We start from the raw sequence: 24,868 nt of genomic DNA on the forward strand, positions 1-24,868 counted from the left end.
GGCACGCGATGACCGAACCCCTGCTGCGCGTGGACGGGCTGAAGACCCATTTCCTCACCCGCGCCGGCACCGTGAAGGCGGTGGACGGGGTGAGCCTGACGCTCGCCCGCGGCGAGATCCTTGGGCTGGTCGGCGAATCCGGTTCCGGCAAGTCGGTGACCGGGCAATCCATCCTCGGCCTTGTCGATCCGCCGGGACGGGTGGTCGGCGGACGGGTGCTGTTCCAGGGCGAGGATCTGGTAGGCGCCGGGGAGAAGCGGCTGCGCGCCATCCGCGGGCGGCGCATCGCCATGATCTTCCAGGACCCGATGATGACCTTGAACCCGGTGCTGAGCATCGGCACGCAGATGGTCGAGGCCGTGCGGGCTCATGACAAGGTCAGCCGGGCGGAAGCGTGGGAGCGCTCGCGCCGGGCGCTGGCCCGCGTCGGCATCGCCTCGCCCGACGAGCGGCTGGCCGCCTACCCGCACCAGTTCTCCGGCGGGATGCGCCAGCGCGTCGCCATCGCCATCGCGCTGCTGCACTCGCCGGACCTGATCATCGCCGACGAGCCGACCACCGCGCTCGACGTCACCATCCAGGCGCAGATCTTGTTCGAGGTGCAGAAGCTCTGCCGCGAGATGGGAACGGCGCTGATCTGGGTTACCCACGACCTCGCCGTCGTGTCGGCGCTGGCCGACCGGGTGGCGGTGATGTATGCCGGCCGGGTGGTGGAAACCGGGACAGTGGCCGAGATCATCGGCAACCCGCGCCACCCCTACACCCGCGGCCTGCTGGAGTCGGTGCCCAGCCGCAACCGGCGCGGCGTGCCGCTGCGCTCCATCCCCGGCATGACGCCCTCCGTCCTCGACCTGCCGGAGGGCTGCGCCTTCCGCCCGCGCTGCGACCGGTCCACCGGAGCCTGTACAGCGATGCCGGAGTTGAGCGGCGAGCGGGAGGACCGCGCCTGGCGCTGCTGGAACCCCGTCGCGGCCGAAGCGCGGGGAGACGCCGCATGACCGCTGCTCCGATCATCGAGCTCAACGGGCTGACCAAACGCTTCGCGCGAAAGCTGGACGTGGTGGAGCGTTTCGCCCGGCGGCTGGGAGCCGCCATCGACGACCGGGCGGTGCAGGCGGTTAGCGGCGTCGACCTGTCCATCGCCGAGGGCGAGGTGGTCGGGCTGGTCGGCGAATCCGGCTGCGGCAAGAGCACGCTGGGCCGCATGGTCGCCGGCATCCTGCCGCCCAGCGCCGGCACCCTGCGCTGGCGCGGCCGCGACTTGCGGGAGCTGTCCCCGGCCGACCGCCACCACGCAAACCTGAAGATCCAGATGGTCTTCCAGGACCCCATGGCCTCGCTCAACCCGCGCCTGCGCGTGGCCGACATCGTCGGGGAGGCGCCGGTGGTCCACGGGCTGGTCCCGCGGCGCGAAGCGGAGGAGTATGTGGCCGCGACGCTCCGGCAGGTCGGGCTGGACCCCGCCTATCTGCGGCGCTACCCGCACCAGTTCTCCGGCGGGCAGAGGCAGCGCATCGGCATCGCCCGCGCGCTGGCGGTGAAGCCGGACGTGCTGGTCTGCGACGAGTCCGTCGCGGCGCTGGACGTGTCGATCCAGGCGCAGATCATCAATCTCTTCATGCGCCTGCGCAAAGAGCTGTCGCTGACCTATCTCTTCATCAGCCACGACCTGGGCGTCGTGGAACACATTTCCGACCGCACCGCGATCATGTATCTTGGACGGATCGTGGAGTTGGCCCCGACACCGGAGCTGTTCGACAAACCCAATCATCCCTATGCCAAGGCGCTGTTGGACGAGGCGCCGCGCGTGTCCGTGGAGAAGCGGCGGTTCGCGCCGATCCGCGGAGAGATTCCATCGCCCCTCAACCCGCCGTCGGGCTGCGCCTTTCACCCGCGCTGCCTGCACGCGATGCCACGTTGTTCGGCGGAACGTCCGGCCCTGCGCGAGATCGCGCCCCGGCGCTGGTCCGCCTGCCATCTGAACGAAACCACAGGTCCATGATGCCCGCACCCGATCCCGCCGGCCCTTCCGCGTGCAGCCCGCGCACGCTGGAGCTGCTGCGCGACCTGATCGCCTTCGACACGACCAGCCGCAACTCCAACCTCGACCTGATCCACTACATCCGCGACCATCTCGCGGCGCTGGGCGTGTCCAGCACGCTGGTGTTCAACGAGGAGCGGACCAAGGCCAACCTCTACGCCACCATCGGCCCGATGAACCGCGGCGGCGTCTGCCTGTCCGGCCACACCGACGTGGTGCCGGTGGATGACCAGGACTGGTCCAGCGATCCCTTCACCCTGACGGAGCGCGACGGCAAGCTGTTCGGGCGCGGCACGGCGGACATGAAGGGCTTCATCGCGGCGGCGCTGGCGATGGCGCCGGACTTCCTGGCCGCCAACCTGACGACCCCGGTCCATTACGCCTTCTCCTACGACGAGGAGCTGGGCTGCCTCGGCGTGCCCGGCCTGCTGACCCAACTCGCCGGGATGGCGGTCAAGCCGCGCCTGTGCATCGTCGGGGAGCCGACGCGGATGCGGGTGATCGTCGGCCATAAGGGAAAGGTGGCGCTGCGCTGCCGCGTCCACGGCCACGCCTGCCACTCCTCGCTCGCCCCGCAGGGGGTGAACGCGGTGGAATACGCGGCGGAGCTGGTGTCATTCCTGCGCGGCATGGGCCGCCGCTTCGCCGAGCAGGGGCCGTTCGACCACGATTACGACGTGCCCTTCACCACGGTGCACACCGGGGTGATGGAGGGCGGCACGGCCCGCAACATCGTCCCCTCGGACGCCTCCTTCGAGTTCGAGATCCGGCATCTCGCCGACCATCCCGTCGCGCCGATGCTGAAGGAACTGCGGGACTTCGCCAAGACGCTGGAACCGGAGATGCGCGCCGTCCGCCCCGATGCCGGCTTCTCCTGGGAGACCCTGTCGGACAGCCCGGCGCTCGATACCCCGCCGGATTCGGAGGAGGTGACGCTGGTCAAGAACCTCGCCGAGCAGAACGGCCATGGCAAGGTGGCCTTCGGCACGGAGGGCGCGCTGTTCACCAGCATCGCCAACATCCCCGCCGTGGTCTGCGGCCCCGGCGACATCGAGCAGGCCCACAAGCCCGACGAGTATGTGGAGCTGAGCGAACTCGCCCGCGCCGAGCGTTTCCTGCACCGGCTGAGGGACGCCGCGAAGAAGGGCCTGTAATGCAAAAGGGCCGGAGCATTGCCGCTCCGGCCCCCTTCACAATGTCCCCGGACCGTTGCGCTTCGCCGGTCAGTGGACCTCCACGCTGACGATGGCCGGCAGGGTGCGCAGGAAGTCAGCACCCGTGTCGGTCGCCTCGACGACGAGGTGGCCGCAGCGGTCGTGCCCGCGCAGGCGGGCCTCCGCGCCCATGCCGGCGGTGCGCAGCACCTCCGACAGGTCGGACACCGCGGTGCGGACCCAGGCCCGATGCTCGGCCAAGCTCTTGTACGCCGTTGCTTCGGAGTGATTCAGGGTAACGGTAAAGGTGTGCAGCTCGATGGTCATAAGAGCTCCGGAATGAACCGATTGTTCTGGGACAAGCTCAGTGTTTGACGCTGTTCGAGCATCCGCTCCGCCCCAACCGGACGGTGTGTGCAAACAAGACTGGAAAGGGACGTGCGGACACTTGCCGGTTGGCGGATTGAATCCGGGGATCAGCCGATCGGCGAAAAGGGTCCCTTTCGATTTGGGGAGCAAACAAACCGCAGTGTAATCGAAACCGGCGGCCGATGCTTGTGATATCGTGGGAACGCTGCTCTGCACAAAGCGCGCTCACAGGCGCGAAAGAGGAGCGCAAAAGGGTTAGCCCCGGCACACACCCCCTGCGCTTCGCGGTTCCTTCAGAGCGCCCTCAATCCAGGAAGATGTCCGGCGCCAGCGGTGCACCCGGCCTGACCGCATAGGGCTCCAGGTCGGTCACGCCTTCCTCCGCCAGCGCCTCGTCGTCGATGAAGAAGTGGCCGGTGCAGGTCCTGGCGTCGCGGGTCAGGATGGCGTGGGCGGCGTCGGCCAGGATCTCCGGCTTGCGGCAATTGTCAAACTCGGCGGCGCCCTTCAGCATGGCGATGGCCGCCGTGCCGATGATTGTGCGCGGCCACAGGGAATTCACCCCGACCTTCCCGCGGAACTCGGCGCTCATGCCCAGCGTGCACAGGCTCATCGCGTATTTGGCGATGGTGTAGGCGGTGTGGTGCTGGAACCAGCGCGGATTGAGGTTCAGCGGCGGCGACAGGGTCAGGATGTGCGGGTTCTCGGCCTTCAGCAGATGCGGCAGGCAGGCCTGGGAACAGGCGAAGGTGCCTCGCCCGTTGACCCCCATCATCAGGTCCCAGCGCTTCAGCGGGGTGTCCAGCGTGCCGGTCAGGCTGATCGCGCTGGCGTTGTTGACCAGGATGTCGATGCCGCCGAACGCCTCCACCGTGCGGACCACCGCCTCGGCCACCTGGGCGTCGTCGCGGATGTCGCAGAGGATCGGCAGAGCCTTGCCACCGGCGGCCTCGACCTCCTCCGCGGCGGAGAAGATGGTGCCGGGCAGCTTGGGGTGGGGCTCCGAAGTCTTGGCGGCGATGACGACGTTGGCGCCGTCGCGGGCGGCGCGCAGCGCGATTGCCTTACCGATGCCGCGGCTGGCGCCGGTGATGAACAGGGTCCTGCCCCTCAGCGTGCGCGCGTCCGTCATGTCGCTTCCCTCCCCATGGTTGTTCCGCCGCTGCCGGCCGGTTGTCGGCGATGCTACCACACATTCCCGGGGCGCCGTCCAGACGCAAGCGTCATTTAATTGACCTATGCGTCAATGCATCTACCCCGTCTAGACTGCGCTTGCCCCTCTCGTTCGGGAGTTCCGGCCGGTGCGCCGTCACATCCTCGCCCTCGCGCTGATCCTCGGCTCCACGCCCGCCTTCGCGCAGGCGGTGGCGCAGCACCTGTTCTTCGAGGCCGTGCCCATGGGCGCCCCTCCCAATGTGTCCTACGAGGCGCGGCAGCGCCTGACCGAGCGCGCCCGGACCGAACTGCTGCCCGCCATCCTCGACGCGGCCGGCCTGGATGGAGCGGGCACGGCCGCCGACCTGCGGATGGGCGGCTACCGGCTCCGGACCAACCCGTCGCTTCACCTGACCCTGTGGCTGGAGGACGATCCCGCCGACCGTCTGGCCGGGGCCATCGCCTGGAGCCTCGAACAGGACAGCGTCCTGGTGGCCGATTTCGACAGCACCGACGGCGCTACCGGCTACGCCCTGGTCCGCTTTCCCGCCGGCAGCTTGACGCCGGACCGCGCCCAGCGCTTCTTCCTCGCCGCCGCGGCGGAGCATGAGGGGCTCGGCGGCGGCTACACCGCCTTCGGCGACACGCTGCTGTTCCTCAACCTGCGCGGCGACGACGGGACGCCCTACAGCGGCCTCCCCGACGAGGCCTTCACGGAGTTTTTGCGCCGCGCCGCCGACGCCTTCTCTGGTGCGGTCCTGGCGGCGACCGGGCGCGCCGACGCGCGGCTCGTCCTCCAGCCGCCCCAGCCCGACAGCCCTGCCCTCGCCCCGCTGCGGGCGTGGCACGCGGCGCTGGTGTCCGAAACCCTGACCGCCGAGCCCGCCCGATGACAAGCCATCTCTCCCGCCGTTCCGTCCTGGCGCTGGGCGCCGCCGGCCTCGCCACGCTCGCCGCTCCGGCGCGGTCGCAGGAGTTCACGCCCGGGCTGCTGTACGCGGTCGGGCAGAAGTTCGACAAGAGCTTCAACGAGGGCGCCTTCACCGGGGCGGAGCGGTTCAAGGAGGCCACCGGGGTCGCCTACCGCGACTATCTGCCGGCCAGCACGGCGCAGTTCGATCAGGCGGTGGCCGCCCTGCTGCGCCGCGGCGTGACCGACCTCGCGCTGATCGGCTTCTACTACGCCGCCCCGCTGGCCAGCCTCGCGCCGAGGCACCCCGCCGTCCGCTTCACCCTGGTCGATGCGGTGGTGGAGGCGCCGAACGTCCAGTCCGTGACCTTCAAGGAGCAGGAGGGGTCCTTTCTCGTCGGCATGCTGGCGGCCATGGCCTCACGGACAGGGACGGTCGGCTTCATCGGGGCGCTGGACATCCCGCTGATCCGCAAATTCATCGCCGGCTTCCAGCAGGGCGCCCGCCACGCCCGGCCGGACATCGGCCTGCTGGTCAATTTCGTCGGCACCACCCCCGCCGCCTTCAACGACCCGACCACCGGGGCGGAGGTGGCGAAGGCCCAGTTCCAGCGCGGCGCCGACGTGGTGTTCGCCGGAGCCGGCGTGTCCAACTTCGGCATCTTCGCGGCGGCCAAGGACGACGGGCGCCTCGCAATCGGGGTGGACAGCAACCAGAACCACCTCTACCCCGGCACCATCCTGACCTCGATGCTGAAGCGGGTAGATCTGGCGGTGGAGCGCGCCTTTGGGGAGGGACGCAGCGGCGCCTGGACCCCCGGCCCGCACGCCCTCGGGCTGGCCGAGCGCGGCGTCGATTACGCGCTGGACGACAACAACCGCGCGCTGGTCACCCCCGCCATGAAGGGTCGGCTGGAGGAGGCACGCGAGGCCATCATCCAGGGCCGCATCCGGGTGGCCGACGCCGTGTAGGCGCCCACTCAGGCGTACTGCGGCTCGACCCCCACGGCGAAGCTCAGGTCGGCGCCGCGCAGCGTTTCCGCCGTGGCGCGGACGCGCGTCAGGTCGGTGCCGTGCAGAATCGCGCGGGCGAGGCTGGTGTCGCGCAGGTCGGCGCCGGTCAGGCTGGCCTCGGCGAGGTTGGTCGGCCACAGGCGGCTGCCGTCCCCGGCGAGGTCCACCGGGCGCAGCCGCGCCCGCCACAGCTTGGCCCCCGCCAGATTGGCACCGCGCAGGTTGCAGCCGGACAGGTCGGCGCTGGTGAAGTCCGCCTCGCGCAGGTCGCAGTAGGACAGATCCGCCATGACCAGCTTCGCCCCGGAAAAGTCCGCCCCGCGCAGCCCGCAGAAGCGCATCACGCTGCCGGCCAGCAGCTGGTTGGCGAAGTTGTAGCCGCGCAGGTCGACGCGCTGCATCTCCAGCCGCAGGCCGGCGGCGGCGTTGCGCTCGACCCAGAGCTGGTGCGCGGAAATGCTGTCGGCCATCCGCCCGGCGAGGCTGACCAGCCCGGTGCCGTCGACGTCGATGCCACGCCGCTCCAGCGTCTGGCGCAACTCGTCGTCCAGCCGGGCGCCGCACAGCAGGGCGCCCTGCATCTCCACCCGCTCCATCACCGCGCCGATCAGGTTGGCGCCGATCAGGATGGTTCCGGTCATGTCGCTGCCGGAAAAGGTCGCCCCGGCCATGTCGCAGCCGGAAAAGTCGCACTGCGCCAGACGGGCGTCGGACAGGATGGCGCGGGCCATCTTGGACCCGATGAAGGTGGTGCTGCCGTCGGCGTTGCCCGCTGGCTTGCGTTCGTCCGCCCCCAGCATCATACCCTTGCGCAGGTCGGCGCCGCGCAGGTTGGCCTCCTCCATCAAGGCGCCCTCCACCCGCGCGCCGCGCAGGTCGGCACCTTCCAGCGACGCGCCGGTGAGGTCGGCCTTGGACAGGTCGGCGCCGAACAGGTCGGTGCGCGACAGAACGGCCCCCGACAGCCGGGCGCTGTTCAGGTTCGCCCCGCTGAGCTTGGCGCCGCTGAGGTTGATGCGGCGCAGCCCTAGGCCCGACAAATTGTGAAAGCTGAGGTCGGCGCAGCGCCCCTTCATGCTGGGGTCGCGCGTCAGCCATTGCTGATGCTTGACCAGCGCGTTGCGGATCGCCCTCAGATATCGCTCTTCCACGTGCGACGCCTCCGCGCCGTCCAGCCGTTTCCGCCGGCATCGCACGCCGGTTGAACGATCGGGACCCTTGCCACGCTGGGATGTTACCAGAGCCGCCTGGAAAAAGCGAAAGCCCTGGTTTGTCCGGCCTCAGCGCAGCGTGTCGGCCAGCAGCGCGCCGCGCGACGCCATCATGTAGAGCCCCATGTGATGCGCCGGCTCCTGCGGGTGGGCCATAGTCTCCGGAAGGCCGAGGTCCCGCGCCGTCTCCGCCGGCAGGTCGTAGGTGGCGCAGCCCGGCTCGTAGACCACAACATCCTTCAGCGTCGGCATCATGCCGTGGTTGCGCGCGGACAGCAGGGTCAGGACGAAATCCATCACGCACACGTCGGTGCAGATGCCCACCGTGACGACCGACACCAGCCGGTTGCCGTTGACCCAGTCCACCAGCCGGTTGCGCCCGGCCTTGCCATCCGCGTCCAGTTCGGTCGCGCCGATGAAGAAATTGATGCAGTCCTTGGCGATAAGGGTCGCCGAGGGCTCCGACTCGAGCCAAGCCAGTTCGGACACCAGCTCGTCATGGCCGGTGCCGATCAGGCAGTGCGGGGGATAGGGCGGCTCCGGCTTGTCCGGGGCGTGGCGGTCCAGCGAGACGCAGATCGGCCAGCCGGCCCCGGCGAAGCGGCGGGCCAGACGGTCCGTCTCGGCGATCATGCGGTCGACCTGGGCGTTCGGCGCCGCCGGGGCGAGCGGACCGCAACCAACGGCGGCGAACCCCTTCACCTCGTCGATGATCACCAGACCGGTGCCTCCGGCGGGCATCGCGTAATCGCCGAGCGCCACCGGAAAGGTGCGGCGGATGGTGTCCAGCGCCTCGTCGCTGCGAGTCATCAGGTCCAGCATGGGTGCTCCCATTCAAATGGTGGAAGTGTCAGTCCTGTGACCGGAGGTGCACAACATTTCAGGACTGTGTCCAAGCACTGCGACATTGTGGCCGAACGCTTGCGCATGGGTCCGAAAAGATCAATGGAATTCAGCCGGATCGACTGTTTGTTGCAACCGCGAGACATATTCCTGTCTGCATTCGGCGCACCGTGCGACGGAATACCGCGGTGCCAAGCCATGAAACCCGGTCCTCAATAAAGGGGACGCGAGGCTTCCGCCGCAACCATAAGGTACACCAATGGTTTTATCGGCCGAGTTCCTGGGCATGCTTCTGCTGGTCACCAGCGCCGCGGCGCTCGGCCTGTCCATCGTCATCGACGTCGGGCAGATCACGTCGGAGAAGGCGCGCCAGACCATGATGATGCGCCAGCACGACCGGAAGAAGACGGCGCTGGGCGAATGGACCCGCAAGCTGGAGCAGCGGCAGGAGGAAATGACCGCCTTCCAGGCCCGCACCACCGAATGCAACGGGCGACGGCAGAAGGCGCTGTCGGAGATCCGGGCGCTGGAACTGACCAAGGTGGAGTTCGTGCATGAGCTGGGCGACGGCGAGGAAGCCGGTTGTTTCTGGGTCCGGCTGACCGTGCAGGACGAGTTCCCCTCCATCGAACGGCGCGACGTGATCTTCGCCCGCCAGATCTGGAGCTATCCGAACGTCGCCCATGTCTGGACCTATTCCGTCGATCAGGCGGCGGCGATGGCGCGCGTCGCCTTCACCGTGAAGAACGGCGTCCTGCCGACCATGGTCGTCCCGCTCGCCCAGGCACCCGACCCCGACGCGGAAGGAGCGTCCGCATGACCGGGATGATGCTCTATCTCAGCCTCGGGCTGATGGTGCTGACGGTGCTGTCCAACCGCTACTGGCGGCGGCAACTGGAAGGTCTGCGGCAGGGCCAGCTGCGCATCCGCGAGAAGATGGAGGAGGTCGGGAAGGACGTGGAGGACATCGCCACCGCCTATTCCCAGGTCACCCAGAAGCACGCCGAGGCCGAGAAGCGCGCCTTGAAGGCGGAGCAGGACATGCAGGCCGCCCTGAACGAACTGGAGGCGAGGCAGACCGCGCCGGTCGTGCGCTATCACGTGTTCGACCGCTCCGAACCCCGCCCGGGCCGGTTCTGGGAAGCCGCGGTGCGTCATGTGCCGAGCGACGCCACCGTGATGACCGGTCAGCGCGGCTGGGTGGGCATCCGCCGCTGTCTCCTGACCGCCGAAACGGAACGGGAGGTGCGCGAGCGCGTCAGCGCCCGATACCCGCGCAAAGCCGGATTTCAGGTGTTGGAGGTGGTGCCCTGCCGGGTCGCCGGCCTGTCGGTGAATCGCATCCCCGAACTCAGCACCTTCCGCCGCTCCGCCCCGCCGGAGGAAGCCGCGCGGCCTCCCCGCCGGGCCGCCGGCGGCCGTTGACGAGCATCCGGCCCGCGGGAATTGGGCGGCGCCCCTCCCCGCAGGCCGGATGCATCATCAGTGTTTCCGCCTCAGCAGTATTTGCGCAGCATCTCGCGGACCTTGTCCGCCATGTCCGGACGCCGCAGCGCGTGGGCCAGCGTGGCTTCGATGAAACCGACCTTGTCGCCGCAGTCGTAGCGGGTGCCTTCGAAGCGCAGGCCGTGGAAAGGCTGCGTGCCGATCAGCTTGGCCATGGCGTCAGTCAGCTGGATCTCGTTGCCGGCGCCGCGCTGCTGCTTCTCCAGATGGTCGAACACCTCCGGCTGCAGGATATAGCGGCCGATGATCGACAGGGTGGAGGGCGCCTCTTCCGGCTTCGGCTTCTCGACGAGGCCGCGCACGGTGGCCAAGCGGCCGTCGTCCTTCTCGACATCCAGGATGCCGTAGCTGCTGGTCCGCTCGCGCGGGACGTCCACGACGGCAACGACGTTGCCGCCCACCTCGTTGTAGGCGTCGACCATCTGCTTCAGGCAGGGGGTGTCGCCCTGGACGAAATCGTCGGGCAGGACAATGGCGAAGGGGTCGTTGCCGATCACCGCCCGCGCGCACCACACCGCGTGGCCGAGGCCCAGCGGGACCTGCTGGCGCGTGTAGAAGCAGCGGCCCGGGGCGATCTCGCTGTCGCGCACCACTTCGAGGGCGTCCAGCTTGCCGCGCTCCTCAAGGGTGCGGTTCAGTTCCGTGTCGGCGTCGAAATGGTCTTCGATGGCGCGTTTGCTGCGGCCGGTGACGAACACGAAATCCTCGATGCCGGCGGCCCGCGCCTCTTCCACGGCATGTTGAAGCAGAGGCCGGTCGACCAAAGGCAGCATTTCCTTCGGAATCGCCTTGGTGGCCGGCAGAAAGCGCGTACCGAGACCGGCGACGGGGAACACCACCTTGCGCACAGGCTTTCGCATTGGGGTTCTCTTGTGGTTGCTTGAGGAAATACTTCGAATATGGAGACGATTCGCAGGTTTGCAAAACGCTCGTCCAGCTTTCTGCCACAGGCAATTCGGTGACGCAACTCCCCTTCCGTAACCCGGCAAAAGGTTAGTTGCGCAGCAGCAAATCCTTCGCTTGGTTGATCTTGGCCGCCAAATAGGTGGACCCCCCATGATCTGGGTGCACTTTCATCATCAGCCGTCGGTGAGCGTCCTTTACCTGTTCGGGTGTGGCTCCGGGCGACAACCCCAAAATATCATAGGCCTCGTCGCGGGTCATAGAACCGCTCCCATGACCGCCGCCACTGTCCTTGGAACCGGGATTGTTCGCATCCCCAGCGGATTGTTCTTCAGCGGTCTGCCAGCCGGGATGGGCACGCTCCATCCACGCTTCCAACACGGAGGCCGATTGCGGATCGTCGCGCCGGCAATCGTCCAGCAGAGCCAGCAATTGCCCCAGGGTCAGCGACTCCAGCGTCCGCCCGCGCCACGGCCCGTGCAGCACCTCCCCCGCCATCGCCCCGGTGTCGTGCTGCAGCGTCATCCGCAGATAGAGCGTCTCGATCTGCGAGGTCTGCCCTCCCCCCGAGGAGGTTCCATAGGACGACGGACGGAAGGCGTCGCGCAGCGTCCGCCAGCGCGTCAGCAGCGGAAAGGCCAATGCCCCCAGCATCATGGCGGTGCCCAACCGTCCGGTCAGAGTCAGGACGACGACCGTCACGGCCGCCAGCGCAATGCCGCCATAGCGCACCGCCGTAGCCAGCGTCCGCGGGTCCGCGGACACGAAGACGCGGGCCAGCATGGCAAGGCCGGCCACCAGCGCGATGCCCAGGAGGAAAAACCCAAACATCCCGCTCTGCCCCATCTCTAGACGAATCCTGCCTTATGATGCATGGGTTTGGCCCCCGCGTCCCCCCTGACCACTCCCGAGTTGGTTGGTGAGCAGCCGAATCGAGTCGCCCCGCCCGCGGCTGTAATGCTCCAAAGCCGCCCGGCCGCCCGCCGCGTAGACGGCGACCGCGCTCAGCAGGTCCCGCAGCTGTTGAGCGGACGAGCCGTCAAACGGGCAATAGGCGCCGCCGCTCAGCCGCGCGATGGTCTGGAAGGCGCGCTTGGCGATCAGATCCCCGCGCTCGTGGAAGATGAAGACAGGGACGCCAAGCAGCCCCAACTGGCCCGCCTGATGGGCGAGCTGATCGACATCCTCCTCCATGCAGTCGCCGACGAAGACCAGCGCGTTGACCTTGCGGTCCCGCGTCTGCTTGATGCAGTGACCCAGGACACGGGCGATCTGGGTCTGGCCGGCCATGCAGGACACCGCGGTCATTCGCCGCAACAGGTCCTGCGCGTTGCCGACCCAGGGGCTGGCCTGGCATTCGCGGAATCCACGGTAATAGACGAGCTGGATGTCCAGCCCGCCCAGCGCGGAGGTCGCCTGGAACATCTCGCCCTGGATCTGACAAGCGCGGTCCCAGGTCGGCTCGCGGCTGGCCGTGGCGTCCATGGCGAACATCAACCGCCCGCGCGGCCCTCCCGTTGCCCGGGGAAGGGCGGCCACACGGCTCAGGAAATCGTCCACCTCGCTCTGGGTGGACCGCTGCTGCGCCGGCAGATTGTCGCGTTCACCCATCGCCCGCATCCCTTTGCCACGGTGATTCGTCATTCCGTAAAGATGGGCGGCGAGGCGGCATGGGTCCAGACTTGTCCACGGCGCCGCCCGTTGGGCAACAGGCTGTGCGCCGATAGGGTTCCGCGGTACGAAACCGCCGGCGGGCTTGCCCCTCCCTCCTTGCCGTGCTTGGGTGGCATCCATGAGCGACGCCGGTCCCACCTTCACCCCCGCCACGCTGCGCGCCCGAATCCTGCACGAGGACGCGGACGTTTTCATCATCGACAAACCCGCCGGGCTGGCCGTGCACAAGGCCGGGCGGATCACCGACCACCTCGACCTCTATCTGCCCTTCCTGGCGGAGGAGGACGGCACGCCGCCGCGCCTGGCCCACCGGCTGGACCGCGACACGGCGGGCTGCCTCGTGCTCGGACGATCGCTCTGGGCGCTGAAACGGCTGGGCGACATGTTCGCCGCCGGCCATGTCGAGAAGACCTACTGGGCGGTCAGCGAGGGCGTGCCGGAGGAGGCAGAGGGGATCATCGACCTCCCGCTGCTGAAGCTGCTGATCCCCGGCGCCTGGAACATCGTGACGCACCCCACCGGCCAGCCCGCCGTCACCCAGTACAAGGTGCTGGGAACCGGCGGCGGGCGGGCATGGCTGGAGCTGAGGCCACGGACCGGGCGCACCCACCAGCTCCGCGTCCACAGCGCGGCCATCGGCTGCCCGCTGGTGGGAGAGCCCTATTACGGCCCGGTGCGCGTGCCGCCGGGAAACCTGCACCTGCTGGCGCGGTCCGTCACCTTCACCATGGCCTTCGACCGCGAACCGGTCACCGCCCTGGCGCCGCCCCCGCCGCACATGCGGGACGCTCTGGCCGCCTGCGGCTGGACGGAACAATGCGGGACGTGAGGGTCAGCGCCCGACCTCGGTGACGCCGTCGGCCAGCCAGACCATGCGGCCAAGCTCCACGTCGCCGCCGCGCAGGGCCTTGCCCTTGGCGACCACCGTCCGCCCGGTGTTGTCCTGGATCGGCCCGCGGAAGACGGCGGCGTTGCCGTTGGCGAGTTGCATCCGCGCCGCGTCGGCGTGGGCCCGCGCCTCCACCCCCACGGCCGGGCCATAGGCGGTGTTGCGGACGAAGCCCTGGTCGAAGCCGCCCTGGCGCAGATGCTTCCACGGCTTCCCCGCGGCGATCAGCGCGACGGTTTCGGCGTAGGCCTTCTCCCAGGCCCATTCGGCCCCGGTCAGGAAGCCCTGCGGCGCGAAGGCCGACAGGTCGGTGTGCAGGCCGCAGCACAGGATGCCATGCGCCTCCGCCACCTCGCAGACCGGGCGCGCCCCGTCGAGCTGGGCGGCCAGCACGTCGGCGCCGCCGTCGGCCAGGGCGCGGGCGGCCTCCGCAACCTGCCGCGGCGTCGTCGCCTCGCCGACGAAGGCGACGCGCAGCGCGGCGGCGGAATCGGCGCGCCGGGCGCCCAGCGCGAAGGCGTTTACGCAGCGCAACACGTCCGGCGCGGGGTGGGAGGCGACGAGCCCGATCGTTTTGGCCCGGCTGGCGTAGCCCGCGACGAGGCCGGAGATGTGCTGCGCTTCCTCCAGATAGCCTTCGAAGAAGCCGGTGTTGATGGGGAGGCGGTCGCGGTCCAGCGGCGCGCCGGAAAACAGGAACACCGTGTCGCGGTGGGCATCGGCCTGGGCCAGCAGCCCCGGCAGGGCGTCGCCCGCGGCGGTGACGATGACGATCCGGCAGCCCTGGGGACCGACCAGCTCCTCCGCCGTCGCAGCCAGCGTCCCGGCAGCGTGCTCCCGCTCCTCAAGCCGCAGGCCGGGCAGACCGATCAGGGCGCGGGCGGCCTCCGCATGGGCATGGTTGAAGCCGAAATCCGTGCGGTCCCCGCAATAGAGGACGCCGACGCCCAGGTCGGGCGATTCAGGGGCGGACGATGCCGAGGGTGCCGATTGCCCGAACGCCCGGGGCGCCGCCAGAAGCATGGCCGCGGCCCCGAAGGCGCCCCCGAAAGCCCGGAGGACATCCCGGCGGTTATGGGTCAATGTCTTCATGCCCGCCTCCCGATGACGGGGGACTATAACCTCCGGAAGGCGGCCGAACCAAGCAATTCGCCTCAATTCCCGCCCCGGGGGCGGTCCGAAGCCTCAAAGATCCGGCTTTGGAAGCGGAATTGGCGCCCCGTCCGGCCATGTCAGCAGATGGCTGGCGCAGCGGCGGCAATCACTGCTCCCGAAGCCGGGAACCGGCACCGGCAGGCCGGACAGCGCCGCGACCAAGGCACATTCGTCGCCGCCGGGAACGGTCCAGGCGCCGAGCATCCGGCCCGCCGCGGTCAGCCGGTCGACGTGCCAGCGCTCCGGCTTGTCCCGACGGAAATGGCGCCCGACCCGCCCCCGCAGGCCTCCCGGTCCCCGCGCGCTGCCGCAATAAAGGTAGCGGCCGGGCGGCAGCACGCGTTCCGGCTTGCCGGGCAGGCGAAGGGTGAGGTCCCGCTCCAGCGCGATCAGCAGCACATAGGCGCCGGGCTCTGGCGGCAGGGTGTCGGGGCGGTCGTGGAATTGCGGATCGGACGGCATGGCGGCACCAGTCTAGCCCCGCCGGGGCGCCGGGGCAGCTGTGCTAATCGGGTCTTTCGCCCCAGCGCCACGCTCTGCTATCACGCCCGCATCATGTCCCTGCTCGACCCGCTGTTCCGCCAGCATCTCGACCGCCTCGACCAGCGCCACACGCGCCGCTCCCTGCTGCCCGTGCGCCCGGAGGGGGCGGGACGCATCCGGCGCGGCGGACGGACGCTGCTGAACTTCTCCAGCAACGACTATCTCGGCCTCGCGTCCCACCCCCGGCTGGTGGAGCGCGCCGGCGAGTGGGCGCAGCGCTGGGGTGCCGGAGCCACGGCATCGCGCCTCGTCTGCGGCACGCTGGAGCTTCACGCGGAGGTCGAGGCGAAGCTCGCCCGGCTGAAGGGCACGGAGGCGGCGCTTCTGTTCAATTCCGGCTGGCAGGCCAACGCCGCCATCCCGCCCGCGCTGTTCGACCGCGAACTGTTGGGTGGCGATGCGCTGGTCTTCACCGACCGGCTGAACCACGCCAGCCTGCATCACGGCTGTGCCGCCGCCGGGGTGCGGCAGATCCGCTTCCGCCACAACGACCTCGACCATCTGGACAGCCTGCTGTCCCAGCGCGCGGACGAGCCGGGCGCGCGCTTCATCGTGACGGAAAGCGTCTTCAGCATGGACGGCGACCGCGCCGACGTGCCGGCGCTGGCCGCGTTGGCGGAGCGGCACGGCGCCTTCCTGTTCCTCGACGAGGCGCACGCGACCGGCGTGCTCGGCCCGCGCGGGATGGGGCTGGCGGCGCTGGGCGAGGGGCGCGTGGACCTCGCCATGGGCACCTTCAGCAAGGCGCTGGGCGGCTTTGGCGCCTATGTCGCGGGGTCGAGGGCGCTCTGCGACTATCTGGTGAACCGCTGCGGCGGGCTGATCTACGCCACCGCCCTGCCGCCCGCCGTGCTGGGGGCGATGGACGCGGCGCTCGACCTCGTGCCGACGCTGGACGCCGAGCGCGCCCGGCTCCAGGCTATGGCCGAGCGGCTGCGCGCCGCCTTCCACGGGCTGGGCATCGCCACCGCGGGGTCGAGCACGCAGATCGTCCCGGCCATCGCCGGAGCGGAGGAGGACGCGCTGGCGCTCAGCCGGCGCCTGGAGGAGCGCGGCATCCTGGGCATCGCCATCCGCCCGCCGACCGTGCCGCCGGGCACCAGCCGCCTGCGCTTCGCCCTGTCTGTCGCCCACACGGACGCCGACCTGGACGCCTTGACGGACGCGCTGGCCGACGCCTGGAGCCGGCGATGACCGCGCCGCTGTTGGTCTTCGTCCATGGCTGGGGGTTCGGCACCGCCCTCTGGGACGGTGTGCGGGACGCCCTTCCGAATGGGGAGAGCGTGGCGGTGGATCTCGGCTTCTACGGCCCACCGTCGCTTCCCGAGCGTCCTGCCGGGCGCCCCATTGTCGCGGTCGGCCATTCTTTCGGAGGGCTGTGGCTGCTGCACGAGCGGCCCTTCGCCTGGGACGGGCTGGTGCTGGTCAACGGCTTTCCCCGCTTCACCGAGGGCGACGGCTTCGCCCCCGCCACGCCGCGCCGGCTGCTGGACCGCATGATCGCGCGCTTCGACGCCGCACCGGAGGCGGTGACCGCGGACTTCCTGCACCGCTGCGGCTGCGAGGCACCGCTGCCTGAGGGACTGGATGCGGCCCGGTTGGGTGAGGCGTTGCAGGCGTTACGCAATTGGGACGCCCGCGCTGCGCTCACCGGCCCGGTGCTGGCCCTGGCGGGAGCGCAGGACCCCATCGTCCCGCCGGCCATGACCGAACAGGCGTTTCGCAACCACTCTGTCCCTCGCCCCTCCGGGGAGAGGGTGGCGCCGAAGGCGCCGGGTGAGGGGGTTCTCGGGGAACCGGACGATCAGGCATTGCGCACCCCCCTCACCCTAACCCTCTCCCCAGAGGGGAGAGGGAATGGCGGATACCATGGGGTTTCGGTCGAGTGGTACCCGGACGGCGGGCATCTGCTGCCGCTGACCGCGCCGGGCTGGTGCGCCGAGCGGATCGCCGCTTTCGCCGCCGGGCTTTCACGATGACCGCCGACCCGCGCAAGGCCGCCATCGCCGCCGCCTTCGGCAAGGCCGCCCCCTGTTACGAGGAGCACGCCGCCGTGCAGCGCGCCGCGGCGGAGCGTTTGGCGGAGCGCGTCGCCCGCCTGCCCTTGCCGCCCCGCCCCCGCGTGCTGGAGATCGGCTGCGGCACCGGCTTCCTCAGCCGCGCCCTGCGCGAGCGGATCGGACCGGCGGACTGGCTGCTCACCGACCTGTCGCCGGACATGCTGGCGCGCTGCCGCGCCGCATTGGGCGACCCGACCGATTCCGAGTTCCGGATCATGGACGGGGAACAGCCGGACCTCGACGGCCCCTTCGACCTGCCCTTCGACCTGATCGTCTCCAGCCTCGCCCTGCAATGGTTCCGCGACCCCGCCGCCGCCTTGGCGCACTGGGTGGGGCTGCTGGCGCCGGGAGGGCGCATCGCCGTCGCAACATTGGCCGCCGACAGCTTCCGCGAATGGCGGGAGGCCCACCATGCGCTCGGGCTGGAGGCTGGGATTCCTGCCTACCCCACCCGCCACGCCCTCGACCGACTGTGGCCCACCGGCGGCGCGGGATCGGTCGAGGAGGAGCGGCTGCTCCGCCGTCACGCCGACGGGCTGGAGTTCCTGGCCGAACTGAAGGGCATCGGCGCCCATCTGCCGGCGGAGGGCCGCCGCCCCCTGCCTCCGGGCGCCCTGCGCCGCGTGCTGCGCCGGCTGGAACGGCCGGAAGGACTGACCATGACCCATCACATCGCCTACGGCCTGTTCCGCAAGGACGGCGCCCAGCCCCGCGGGGTGTTCGTCACCGGCACCGACACCGGCGTCGGCAAGACGCTGGTCTCCGCCGTGCTCGCGCGGGCCTGGGACGCCGCCTATTGGAAGCCGCTGCAAACCGGCCTGAAGGACGAACCGGGTGACACGCCCACCGTGGCCGCCCTCGCCGCCCTGCCCGTGGACCGCGTGCATCCGCCGGCCTATGCGCTGGCCGAGCCGCTGTCCCCGCACGCCGCGGCGGAGCTGGAAGGCGTCGCCATCGACGCTGATGCCCTGGCCCTACCCGACACCGGCCGACCGCTGGTGGTGGAGGGGGCCGGCGGGCTGATGGTGCCGGTGACGGAGGACGTCTTCATCATCGACCTGATCACCCGCTTCGGCCTGCCGGTGGTGCTGGTGGCGCGCAGCACGCTCGGCACCATCAACCACACGCTGCTCAGCCTGGAGGCGCTGCGGGCGCGCGGGCTGGCGGTGGCCGGGGTGGTGCTGAACGGCCCGCCCAACCCCGGCAACCGCGCCGCCATCAAGCGGTTCGGCAAGGTCCGCGTCCTGGCCGAGATTCCCACGCTCGACCGCATCGACGCCGAAACCGTCGCCGAGGTGGCGGCCCTCATCCCTTCCTTCGACAGCGTGTTTCCATGACCGATACCATCGCCCTGGATCGCCGCCACGTCTGGCACCCCTTCACCCAGGCGCAGACCGCGCCGGAGCCGCTGGCCGTCACCCACGGCAAGGGGGTCAGCCTGTTCACCGAGGACGGGCGGGAAATCCTGGACCTCATCTCCTCCTGGTGGGTGAACCTGCACGGCCACGCCCACCCGGCCATCGCCGGGGCCATCGCGGAGCAGGCCCACCGGCTGGAGCAGGTGATCTTCGCCGACTTCACCCACAGCCCCGCCGCGCGCCTCGCCGCCCGGCTGGCCGAGGTGCTGCCGGGAAATCTCGACCGCGTCTTCTACTCCGACAACGGCTCGACCGCGGTGGAGGTTGCGCTGAAGCTCGCCTGGCAGTACTGGCGCAACAACGGCGAGGGCCAGCGCCGCCGCTTCCTAGCCTTCGAGGGCAGCTACCACGGCGACACCTTTGGCGCGATGGCGGCGGGGGTCGGCTCCGGCTTCTACGAGCCGTTCCAGGAGTTGCTGTTCGCCGTCGACCGCATGCCCTACCCGGCCACCTGGGACGGCGACCCGGAGGTCGCGGCGAAGGAGGCCGCGGCGCTGGACTGGCTCGACCGCTGGCTGGCCGCCAACGGGACGGAGATGGTCGCCGTCATCATCGAACCGCTGGTCCAGGGCGCGTCCGGCATGCGCTTCTGCCGGCCGGAGTTCCTGCGGGCCATGGCGGCGCGGGTGCGGGCGGCGGGCGGTCTGGTGATCTTCGACGAGGTGATGACCGGCTTCGGCCGCACCGGCGCCCTGTTCGCCAGCCAGAAGGCCGGAGTCGCCCCGGACCTGATCTGCCTGTCCAAGGGACTGACCGGCGGTTTCCTGCCGCTGTCGGTCACCGCCTGCGGCGCTTCGATCTACGAGGCGTTCCTCGGCGCCGGCTTCGACCGGGCCTTCGCCCACGGCCACAGCTTCACCGCCAACCCGCTGGGCTGCGCCGCCGCCTTGGCTTCGCTGGAGCTGACCACCTCGGCGGAAACCGCCGCCAACCTCGCGCGCATCGAGAAGCGGCACCGCGCCGCCATCGCCGACCTGTCCAGGCACCCCAAGCTGTCGCGTGGGCGCGTCATGGGCACCATCGCCGCCATCGAGGTGACCGACGCGCAGGGCTACACCGCCGCGGTCGGGCAGACGCTGAAGCGCTTCTTCCTGGAGCGGGGATTGCTGCTGCGCCCGCTCGGCCCCGTGATATACCTGCTGCCGCCCTACTGCGTGACGGACGGGCAGCTGGACCGCGCCTACGCCGCGATCCGCGACGCCGCCGATACCCTTCTCTGATTCGCTTTTCCCGAGGACCGACCATGCCCGACACCGCCATGCAGACCGCGGATTCCACTGCCGCCTCCACCACCGCCCGGCGCTGGACCCGCGAGGACATCCTGGCCCTGTTCGAGCTGCCTTTCGTGGAGCTGCTGCATCGCGCCCACGAGACGCACCGCCAGCATCACAACCCGAACAAGGTCCAGCTCTCCACCCTGCTGAACATCAAGACCGGCGGCTGTCAGGAGGATTGCAAATACTGCGCGCAGAGCGTGAAGTACGACACCGGCGTCGAGGCGGAGAAGCTGCTCGACCGCGCCCAGGTGCGCGCCGCCGCGGAGAAGGCCAAGAAGGCGGGCGCCGGCCGCTTCTGCATGGGTGCTGCGTGGCGTGAGCTGAAGGACCGCGACGTCGAGAAGCTGGCGAACATCGTCCGCGACGTGAAGGACCTGGGGCTGGAAGCCTGCATGACGCTGGGCATGCTGACCCGCCCGCAGGCCGACGCGTTGAAGGACGCAGGCCTCGACTACTACAATCACAACCTCGACACGTCGGAGGAGTTCTACGAGCAGATCGTCTCCACCCACAGCTACCGCGACCGGCTGGACACGCTGGCCAACGTCCGCGACGCCGGGCTGAAGGTCTGTTCCGGCGGCATCGTCGGGCTGGGGGAGAGCCGGGTGGACCGCGCCGGACTGCTGGAGACTCTGGCGAACCTGTCGCCGCAGCCGGAAAGCGTGCCGATCAACAAGCTGGTGTCGGTCGCCGGCACCCCGCTGGGCGACGTCGACGCGCTGGACGCCTTCGAGTTCATCCGCACCATCGCGGTCGCCCGCATCCTGATGCCGCGTTCCTACGTCCGCCTATCGGCGGGCCGCCGCTCGCTCAGCGACGAGGGTCAGGCGCTCTGTTTCTACGCTGGCGCGAACTCCATCTTCTATGGCGACAAGCTGCTGACCACCGGCAACCCGGAGCATGAGGCCGACCGGCGGCTGTTCGACCGGCTGGGGCTGGAGGCCGACGGCGGCGCCCATTGACGCGCCGGCGTCCCCGGCCCCCGCGCAAGAAACGCCAAGGGGGAGGACGCCGAGCATGGACGACATCGCCGCCAAAGCACCCAAGACCCACTACACCTCGGCCGAGGTCACGGCCCTGTCGCACCTCTACAGGGCCGAGATCTACCGCAGCACCGTCTGGCGCACGCGGCTGGACGCCACCACCAACTGGGCGGTGGTGACCACCGGCATCGCCCTGTCGCTGACCTTCAGCAGCGCCACCGCCTCCCCCCTGCCGCTGGTGCTGGTGGGGCTTCTGGTCGCCGTGTTCCTCTACATCGAGGCGCGGCGCTACCGCTTCTTCGACTTCTGGCGAATCCGCGCCCATGTGCTGGAGCTGTATTTCCTCGGCCCGATACTGCGCGGCCAGGGCGATCAGTTCGCCCGGGGCTGGAACGAGACGCTGTTCCAGGACTACCAGAACCCCAACCTGCACATCACCTACCTGGAGGCGGTGGGCCGCCGGCTCCGGCGGAACTACGGCTGGATCTTCCTGATCCAGGTGGTGGCCTATCTGGGCAAGCTGATGATCCACCCGGTCCCGCTGTCGAGCCTGGACGAGCTGTTCGCGCGGGCGACCATCGGGCCGGTGCCGGGGGAGATCGTCCTGCTCTGCGGCCTCGCCTTCCACGGCACCTGGATGGCCATCGCCTTCCGGACCTTCCGCAGCCGCCGCGGCGCCGACCGCGAACGCCCGCCGCCGCCGGCCACCGACGCCGTTCTGGATCTTGCCCGCGGTCCGTGAGGGCCGCGGCGGATTTCCCTTTTTGCGCAAGGGATAAGGGGTAGTTTTCCGTCCGACCTGCCTCTTTTGCGCGCCGTGGCATAAATGGGATCAGCACCGTCGCGCTCACGCTATGCAACGGATCGTCTTGTGTTCTCCTTCCGCGGGGGGCTAGAAGGGGCTCCATCGGATGCGGTTGCGCGGTCATACCAGAAGGACACCCGTTCGCCGGGCTGATCTTCACCGGTTCCCCGCACAGCCGACGGCCGGACGACCATAGAGGTGAACGAGGATTTCACGATGGCGAGCCAGGGCGAGAACAAGTGGGTTTACTGCTTCGGTGCCGATGCCACCGAAGGCCGGGCGGACATGAAGAACCTGCTCGGCGGCAAGGGAGCCAATCTGGCCGAGATGGCCAATCTGGGCCTCCCGGTTCCTCCGGGTTTCACCATCACAACCGAGGTCTGCACCTATTTCTATGCCAACGGCCGCAACTATCCGCCGGAGCTGAAGGCCCAGGTGGACGCCGCGGTCAAGCAGCTGGAGCAGGCCATGGGCGCCACCTTCGGCGATCCGGCCAACCCGCTGCTGGTCTCGGTGCGCTCCGGCGCCCGCGCCTCCATGCCGGGCATGATGGACACGGTGCTGAATCTCGGCCTGAACGACGCGACCGCCGCCGGCCTCGCCAAGCGCTCGGGCGACGCCCGATTCGCCTACGACAGCTACCGCCGCTTCATCCAGATGTACTCGAACGTGGTGCTGGACGTTGACCACCACCACTTCGAGGAGATCCTGGACAACCACAAGCGCGACAAGAACCACAACCTCGACACCGACCTGAGCGCCGCCGACTGGCAGGCCGTCATCGAGGACTATAAGAAGGCCGTCGAGCACGAGCTCGGCAAGCCCTTCCCGCAGGACGTGCAGGAGCAGCTGTGGGGCGCCGTCGGCGCCGTTTTCGGCTCCTGGATGAACGCCCGCGCGATTACCTACCGCAAGCTGCACGACATCCCCGCCGACTGGGGCACCGCCGTCAACGTGCAGTGCATGGTGTTCGGCAACATGGGCAACGACTGCGCCACCGGCGTGGCCTTCACCCGCAACCCGTCCACCGGCGAGAACGCCTTCTACGGCGAATACCTCGTCAACGCCCAGGGCGAAGACGTGGTGGCCGGCATCCGCACGCCGCAGCACCTGACCATCGCCGGCAAGGAGGCCAACAAGTCCGACCTGCCCGCCATGGAAGAGGTCATGCCGGAGGTCTTCAACCAGCTCAATGAGGTCCGCCTCACGCTGGAGAAGCACTACCGCGACATGCAGGACATCGAGTTCACGGTCCAGCAGAACAAGCTGTTCATGCTGCAGACCCGCAACGGCAAGCGCACCGCCCCGGCGGCGCTGAAGATCGCCGTCGATCTGGCCGACGAAGGCCTGATCGACAAGGCCGAGGCCGTGCGCCGCATCGATCCGGCCTCGCTCGACCAGCTCCTCCACCCGACGCTGGACCCGAAGGCGGAGCGCAAGGTCATCGCCAAGGGCCTGCCGGCGTCGCCGGGTGCGGCCTCGGGCAAGGTCGTCTTCACCGCCGACGAGGCGGAGACGCTGGCCGGCCAGGGCGAGGCGGTCATCCTCTGCCGCGTCGAGACCTCTCCGGAAGACATCCACGGCATGCACGCCGCCCGCGGCATCCTAACCACCCGCGGCGGCATGACCAGCCACGCCGCCGTGGTGGCCCGCGGCATGGGCCGCGCCTGCGTGTCGGGCGCCGGTGACCTGCGCGTGGACTACAAGTCCAGGACCATGTCGGTCCGCGGCGTCACCATCAAGGAAGGCGACATCGTCACCATCGACGGTTCGACCGGCGAGGTGATGCTGGGCGAGGTGCCGACGATCCAGCCGGAGCTGTCGGGCGACTTCGCCACGCTGATGGGCTGGGCCGATTCGCTGCGCCGCATGAAGATCCGCACCAACGCGGAGACCCCGCTGGACGCCCGCACCGCGCGGAAGTTCGGCGCGGAGGGCATTGGCCTGTCGCGCACCGAGCACATGTTCTTCGACCCGGACCGCATCCTGGCGGTGCGCGAGATGATCCTGGCGGAGAGCGAAGCCGGCCGCCGCGCCGCTCTGGCCAAGCTGGAGCCCTTCCAGAAGAAGGACTTCGCCGAGCTGTTCACGATCATGTCGGGCCTGCCGGTGACCATCCGCCTGCTCGATCCGCCGCTGCACGAGTTCCTGCCCAACACCGAGGCGGAGATGGCGGAGGTCGCCAAGGCCACCGGCACCGACCAGCTCAAGGTGAACCACCGCGTGGTGCAGCTCCACGAGGCCAACCCGATGCTCGGTCATCGCGGCTGCCGCCTCGGCATCACCTACCCCGAGATCTACGAGATGCAGGCCCGCGCCATCTTCAGCGCGGTCGCCGAGGTCTCCCAGACCACGGGCGAGACGGTGATGCCGGAGGTCATGATCCCGCTCATCGGCACCAAGAAGGAGCTGGACATCCTCAAGGCCGTCGTCGACCGCGTTGCCAAGGAGGTCATGGACTCGACCGGCGTCACGTTCGAGTACATGGTCGGCACCATGATCGAGCTGCCGCGCGCCGCGCTGAAGGCCGGTGAGATCGCCGAGACGGCGGAATTCTTCTCCTACGGCACCAACGACCTGACCCAGACCACCTTCGGCCTGTCGCGCGACGACGCCGGCGCCTTCCTGCCGGAGTACCAGCGCCAGGGCATTCTGGAGCACGACCCGTTCCAGACGCTGGACCAGGACGGCGTCGGCGAGCTGATCGCCATCGCCACGGAACGCGGCCGCAAGGTCCGTCCGAACATCAAGCTCGGCATCTGCGGCGAGCATGGCGGCGACCCGGCCTCCATCTCCTTCTGCGAGAAGGTCGGGCTGGATTACGTGTCCTGTTCGCCCTACCGCGTGCCGATCGCCCGTCTGGCCGCCGCCCAGGCGGCGCTCGACGCCGACACGGTGAAGCGCGACTGACCGGTACCCGACGACGCGAAGGCCCCCACCCCTGGGGGCCTTCGTTTT

General features: G+C 69.5%; 24 protein-coding genes. 15 read left to right on the forward strand and 9 right to left on the reverse strand.

Going from position 1 to position 24,868, the window contains the following annotated elements; all coding sequences use genetic code 11:
• Positions 1–8 precede the first annotated feature (8 nt).
• Genes Q4I23_RS04050 through argE form a run of 3 tightly spaced genes read left to right on the forward strand, consistent with a single transcriptional unit; the run spans position 9 to position 3,195 of the window.
• Positions 9–998, forward strand: a complete 990-nt coding sequence (locus tag Q4I23_RS04050; RefSeq protein WP_498525383.1) for an ABC transporter ATP-binding protein — start codon at positions 9–11, stop codon at positions 996–998.
• The gene (locus tag Q4I23_RS04055) at positions 995–2,002 is read left to right on the forward strand and encodes an ABC transporter ATP-binding protein (RefSeq protein WP_454020948.1); all 1,008 of its coding nucleotides are present in this window, start codon (positions 995–997) and stop codon (positions 2,000–2,002) included. Before Q4I23_RS04050 ends, Q4I23_RS04055 begins: the two co-directional genes overlap by 4 nt.
• Positions 1,999–3,195 carry an acetylornithine deacetylase gene (gene argE / locus Q4I23_RS04060; protein WP_498525384.1) on the forward strand — a complete coding sequence of 399 codons (1,197 nt, stop codon included), beginning with the start codon at positions 1,999–2,001 and terminating at the stop codon, positions 3,193–3,195. Before Q4I23_RS04055 ends, argE begins: the two co-directional genes overlap by 4 nt.
• A gap of 69 nt (positions 3,196–3,264) precedes the next feature.
• Here argE and Q4I23_RS04065 read toward each other — a convergent pair whose 3' ends face one another.
• Together Q4I23_RS04065 and Q4I23_RS04070 are read right to left on the reverse strand one after the other, a co-directional pair.
• Entirely contained in the window at positions 3,265–3,522 is a 258-nt protein-coding gene (locus tag Q4I23_RS04065; RefSeq protein ID WP_014199902.1) for a hypothetical protein, read from the reverse strand.
• Between the two features lie 346 nt (positions 3,523–3,868).
• Positions 3,869–4,696 (reverse strand): SDR family oxidoreductase, encoded by an 828-nt coding sequence (locus tag Q4I23_RS04070; protein WP_498525385.1) that lies wholly within the window; start codon positions 4,694–4,696, stop codon positions 3,869–3,871.
• Positions 4,697–4,865: 169 nt separating this feature from the next.
• On the opposite strand from Q4I23_RS04070, the gene Q4I23_RS04075 reads away from it, so the two are divergent.
• Positions 4,866–5,612 carry a hypothetical protein gene (locus tag Q4I23_RS04075; RefSeq protein ID WP_498525386.1) on the forward strand — a complete coding sequence of 249 codons (747 nt, stop codon included), beginning with the start codon at positions 4,866–4,868 and terminating at the stop codon, positions 5,610–5,612.
• Positions 5,609–6,601: a BMP family lipoprotein gene (locus Q4I23_RS04080; RefSeq protein ID WP_498525387.1), complete on the forward strand. Its 993-nt coding sequence runs from the start codon at positions 5,609–5,611 to the stop codon at positions 6,599–6,601. The genes Q4I23_RS04075 and Q4I23_RS04080 overlap by 4 nt, the downstream gene beginning before the upstream one ends.
• 8 nt (positions 6,602–6,609) lie before the next feature.
• On the opposite strand, the gene Q4I23_RS04085 is transcribed toward Q4I23_RS04080, so the two are convergent.
• Positions 6,610–7,794, reverse strand: coding sequence for a pentapeptide repeat-containing protein (locus Q4I23_RS04085; RefSeq protein ID WP_454020943.1), 1,185 nt, complete (start codon positions 7,792–7,794; stop codon positions 6,610–6,612).
• A 129-nt stretch (positions 7,795–7,923) separates the two neighbouring features.
• Entirely contained in the window at positions 7,924–8,676 is a 753-nt protein-coding gene (locus Q4I23_RS04090) for an isochorismatase family protein (protein WP_498525388.1), read from the reverse strand.
• 280 nt (positions 8,677–8,956) lie between these two features.
• Between Q4I23_RS04090 and Q4I23_RS04095 the strand changes: the two genes are divergently transcribed.
• Complete coding sequence (locus tag Q4I23_RS04095) at positions 8,957–9,517, forward strand: hypothetical protein (RefSeq protein WP_237907957.1); 561 nt, start codon at positions 8,957–8,959, stop codon at positions 9,515–9,517.
• The gene (locus Q4I23_RS04100; RefSeq protein WP_498525389.1) at positions 9,514–10,122 is read left to right on the forward strand and encodes a hypothetical protein; all 609 of its coding nucleotides are present in this window, start codon (positions 9,514–9,516) and stop codon (positions 10,120–10,122) included. The genes Q4I23_RS04095 and Q4I23_RS04100 overlap by 4 nt, the downstream gene beginning before the upstream one ends.
• A gap of 71 nt (positions 10,123–10,193) precedes the next feature.
• On the opposite strand, the gene galU is transcribed toward Q4I23_RS04100, so the two are convergent.
• From galU to Q4I23_RS04115, 3 genes are all read right to left on the reverse strand, one after another.
• Positions 10,194–11,063, reverse strand: coding sequence for a UTP--glucose-1-phosphate uridylyltransferase GalU (galU, locus tag Q4I23_RS04105; RefSeq protein WP_454020940.1), 870 nt, complete (start codon positions 11,061–11,063; stop codon positions 10,194–10,196).
• 133 nt (positions 11,064–11,196) lie between these two features.
• A complete protein-coding gene (locus Q4I23_RS04110) occupies positions 11,197–11,952 on the reverse strand; it encodes a DnaJ domain-containing protein (protein ID WP_454020939.1) in 756 nt (251 codons plus the stop codon).
• Between the two features lie 18 nt (positions 11,953–11,970).
• Entirely contained in the window at positions 11,971–12,717 is a 747-nt protein-coding gene (locus Q4I23_RS04115) for a VWA domain-containing protein (protein ID WP_454020938.1), read from the reverse strand.
• A gap of 181 nt (positions 12,718–12,898) precedes the next feature.
• Between Q4I23_RS04115 and Q4I23_RS04120 the strand changes: the two genes are divergently transcribed.
• Positions 12,899–13,609, forward strand: a complete 711-nt coding sequence (locus Q4I23_RS04120; protein ID WP_498525390.1) for an RluA family pseudouridine synthase — start codon at positions 12,899–12,901, stop codon at positions 13,607–13,609.
• A gap of 3 nt (positions 13,610–13,612) precedes the next feature.
• Here Q4I23_RS04120 and Q4I23_RS04125 read toward each other — a convergent pair whose 3' ends face one another.
• Both Q4I23_RS04125 and Q4I23_RS04130 read right to left on the reverse strand, forming a co-directional pair.
• Entirely contained in the window at positions 13,613–14,761 is a 1,149-nt protein-coding gene (locus tag Q4I23_RS04125) for a BMP family ABC transporter substrate-binding protein (protein ID WP_498525391.1), read from the reverse strand.
• 93 nt (positions 14,762–14,854) lie between these two features.
• Positions 14,855–15,286, reverse strand: a complete 432-nt coding sequence (locus Q4I23_RS04130) for a GIY-YIG nuclease family protein (protein WP_498525392.1) — start codon at positions 15,284–15,286, stop codon at positions 14,855–14,857.
• A gap of 93 nt (positions 15,287–15,379) precedes the next feature.
• On the opposite strand from Q4I23_RS04130, the gene bioF reads away from it, so the two are divergent.
• The 7 genes from bioF (at position 15,380) to ppdK (ending at position 24,820) form a co-directional block, all read left to right on the forward strand.
• The gene (gene bioF, locus Q4I23_RS04135) at positions 15,380–16,561 is read left to right on the forward strand and encodes an 8-amino-7-oxononanoate synthase (protein ID WP_498525393.1); all 1,182 of its coding nucleotides are present in this window, start codon (positions 15,380–15,382) and stop codon (positions 16,559–16,561) included.
• Positions 16,558–17,346, forward strand: a complete 789-nt coding sequence (locus Q4I23_RS04140; protein ID WP_498525394.1) for an alpha/beta fold hydrolase — start codon at positions 16,558–16,560, stop codon at positions 17,344–17,346. Before bioF ends, Q4I23_RS04140 begins: the two co-directional genes overlap by 4 nt.
• Entirely contained in the window at positions 17,343–18,764 is a 1,422-nt protein-coding gene (bioD, locus tag Q4I23_RS04145) for a dethiobiotin synthase (RefSeq protein ID WP_498525395.1), read from the forward strand. Before Q4I23_RS04140 ends, bioD begins: the two co-directional genes overlap by 4 nt.
• Positions 18,761–20,065, forward strand: coding sequence for an adenosylmethionine--8-amino-7-oxononanoate transaminase (gene bioA / locus Q4I23_RS04150; protein ID WP_498525396.1), 1,305 nt, complete (start codon positions 18,761–18,763; stop codon positions 20,063–20,065). The genes bioD and bioA overlap by 4 nt, the downstream gene beginning before the upstream one ends.
• Before the next feature lie 23 nt (positions 20,066–20,088).
• Positions 20,089–21,084 (forward strand): biotin synthase BioB, encoded by a 996-nt coding sequence (gene bioB / locus Q4I23_RS04155; RefSeq protein ID WP_498525397.1) that lies wholly within the window; start codon positions 20,089–20,091, stop codon positions 21,082–21,084.
• Positions 21,085–21,139: 55 nt separating this feature from the next.
• Complete coding sequence (locus Q4I23_RS04160; RefSeq protein WP_149166239.1) at positions 21,140–21,847, forward strand: DUF2270 domain-containing protein; 708 nt, start codon at positions 21,140–21,142, stop codon at positions 21,845–21,847.
• A 279-nt stretch (positions 21,848–22,126) separates the two neighbouring features.
• Positions 22,127–24,820 carry a pyruvate, phosphate dikinase gene (gene ppdK, locus Q4I23_RS04165; RefSeq protein ID WP_454020984.1) on the forward strand — a complete coding sequence of 898 codons (2,694 nt, stop codon included), beginning with the start codon at positions 22,127–22,129 and terminating at the stop codon, positions 24,818–24,820.
• The last annotated feature ends 48 nt before the right edge of the window (positions 24,821–24,868 follow it).

This window comes from Azospirillum sp. UFLA03-27, from assembly GCF_059803775.1.

Bases quoted from the DNA above. Each gene is read 5' to 3' on its own strand.
- Q4I23_RS04070 (WP_498525385.1), bottom strand. From the start codon at position 4,696: ATGACGGACGCGCGCACGCTGAGGGGCAGGACCCTGTTCATCACCGGC.
- Q4I23_RS04110 (WP_454020939.1), bottom strand. From the start codon at position 11,952: ATGGGGCAGAGCGGGATGTTTGGGTTTTTCCTCCTGGGCATCGCGCTG.
- argE (WP_498525384.1), top strand. From the start codon at position 1,999: ATGATGCCCGCACCCGATCCCGCCGGCCCTTCCGCGTGCAGCCCGCGC.
- Q4I23_RS04125 (WP_498525391.1), bottom strand. From the start codon at position 14,761: ATGAAGACATTGACCCATAACCGCCGGGATGTCCTCCGGGCTTTCGGG.
- bioB (WP_498525397.1), top strand. From the start codon at position 20,089: ATGCCCGACACCGCCATGCAGACCGCGGATTCCACTGCCGCCTCCACC.
- ppdK (WP_454020984.1), top strand. From the start codon at position 22,127: ATGGCGAGCCAGGGCGAGAACAAGTGGGTTTACTGCTTCGGTGCCGAT.
- Q4I23_RS04140 (WP_498525394.1), top strand. From the start codon at position 16,558: ATGACCGCGCCGCTGTTGGTCTTCGTCCATGGCTGGGGGTTCGGCACC.
- Q4I23_RS04160 (WP_149166239.1), top strand. From the start codon at position 21,140: ATGGACGACATCGCCGCCAAAGCACCCAAGACCCACTACACCTCGGCC.
- Q4I23_RS04115 (WP_454020938.1), bottom strand. From the start codon at position 12,717: ATGGGTGAACGCGACAATCTGCCGGCGCAGCAGCGGTCCACCCAGAGC.
- Q4I23_RS04080 (WP_498525387.1), top strand. From the start codon at position 5,609: ATGACAAGCCATCTCTCCCGCCGTTCCGTCCTGGCGCTGGGCGCCGCC.
- Q4I23_RS04100 (WP_498525389.1), top strand. From the start codon at position 9,514: ATGACCGGGATGATGCTCTATCTCAGCCTCGGGCTGATGGTGCTGACG.
- Q4I23_RS04120 (WP_498525390.1), top strand. From the start codon at position 12,899: ATGAGCGACGCCGGTCCCACCTTCACCCCCGCCACGCTGCGCGCCCGA.
- Q4I23_RS04055 (WP_454020948.1), top strand. From the start codon at position 995: ATGACCGCTGCTCCGATCATCGAGCTCAACGGGCTGACCAAACGCTTC.
- Q4I23_RS04050 (WP_498525383.1), top strand. From the start codon at position 9: ATGACCGAACCCCTGCTGCGCGTGGACGGGCTGAAGACCCATTTCCTC.
- bioA (WP_498525396.1), top strand. From the start codon at position 18,761: ATGACCGATACCATCGCCCTGGATCGCCGCCACGTCTGGCACCCCTTC.
- bioD (WP_498525395.1), top strand. From the start codon at position 17,343: ATGACCGCCGACCCGCGCAAGGCCGCCATCGCCGCCGCCTTCGGCAAG.
- Q4I23_RS04095 (WP_237907957.1), top strand. From the start codon at position 8,957: ATGGTTTTATCGGCCGAGTTCCTGGGCATGCTTCTGCTGGTCACCAGC.
- Q4I23_RS04090 (WP_498525388.1), bottom strand. From the start codon at position 8,676: ATGCTGGACCTGATGACTCGCAGCGACGAGGCGCTGGACACCATCCGC.
- Q4I23_RS04130 (WP_498525392.1), bottom strand. From the start codon at position 15,286: ATGCCGTCCGATCCGCAATTCCACGACCGCCCCGACACCCTGCCGCCA.
- bioF (WP_498525393.1), top strand. From the start codon at position 15,380: ATGTCCCTGCTCGACCCGCTGTTCCGCCAGCATCTCGACCGCCTCGAC.
- Q4I23_RS04065 (WP_014199902.1), bottom strand. From the start codon at position 3,522: ATGACCATCGAGCTGCACACCTTTACCGTTACCCTGAATCACTCCGAA.
- galU (WP_454020940.1), bottom strand. From the start codon at position 11,063: ATGCGAAAGCCTGTGCGCAAGGTGGTGTTCCCCGTCGCCGGTCTCGGT.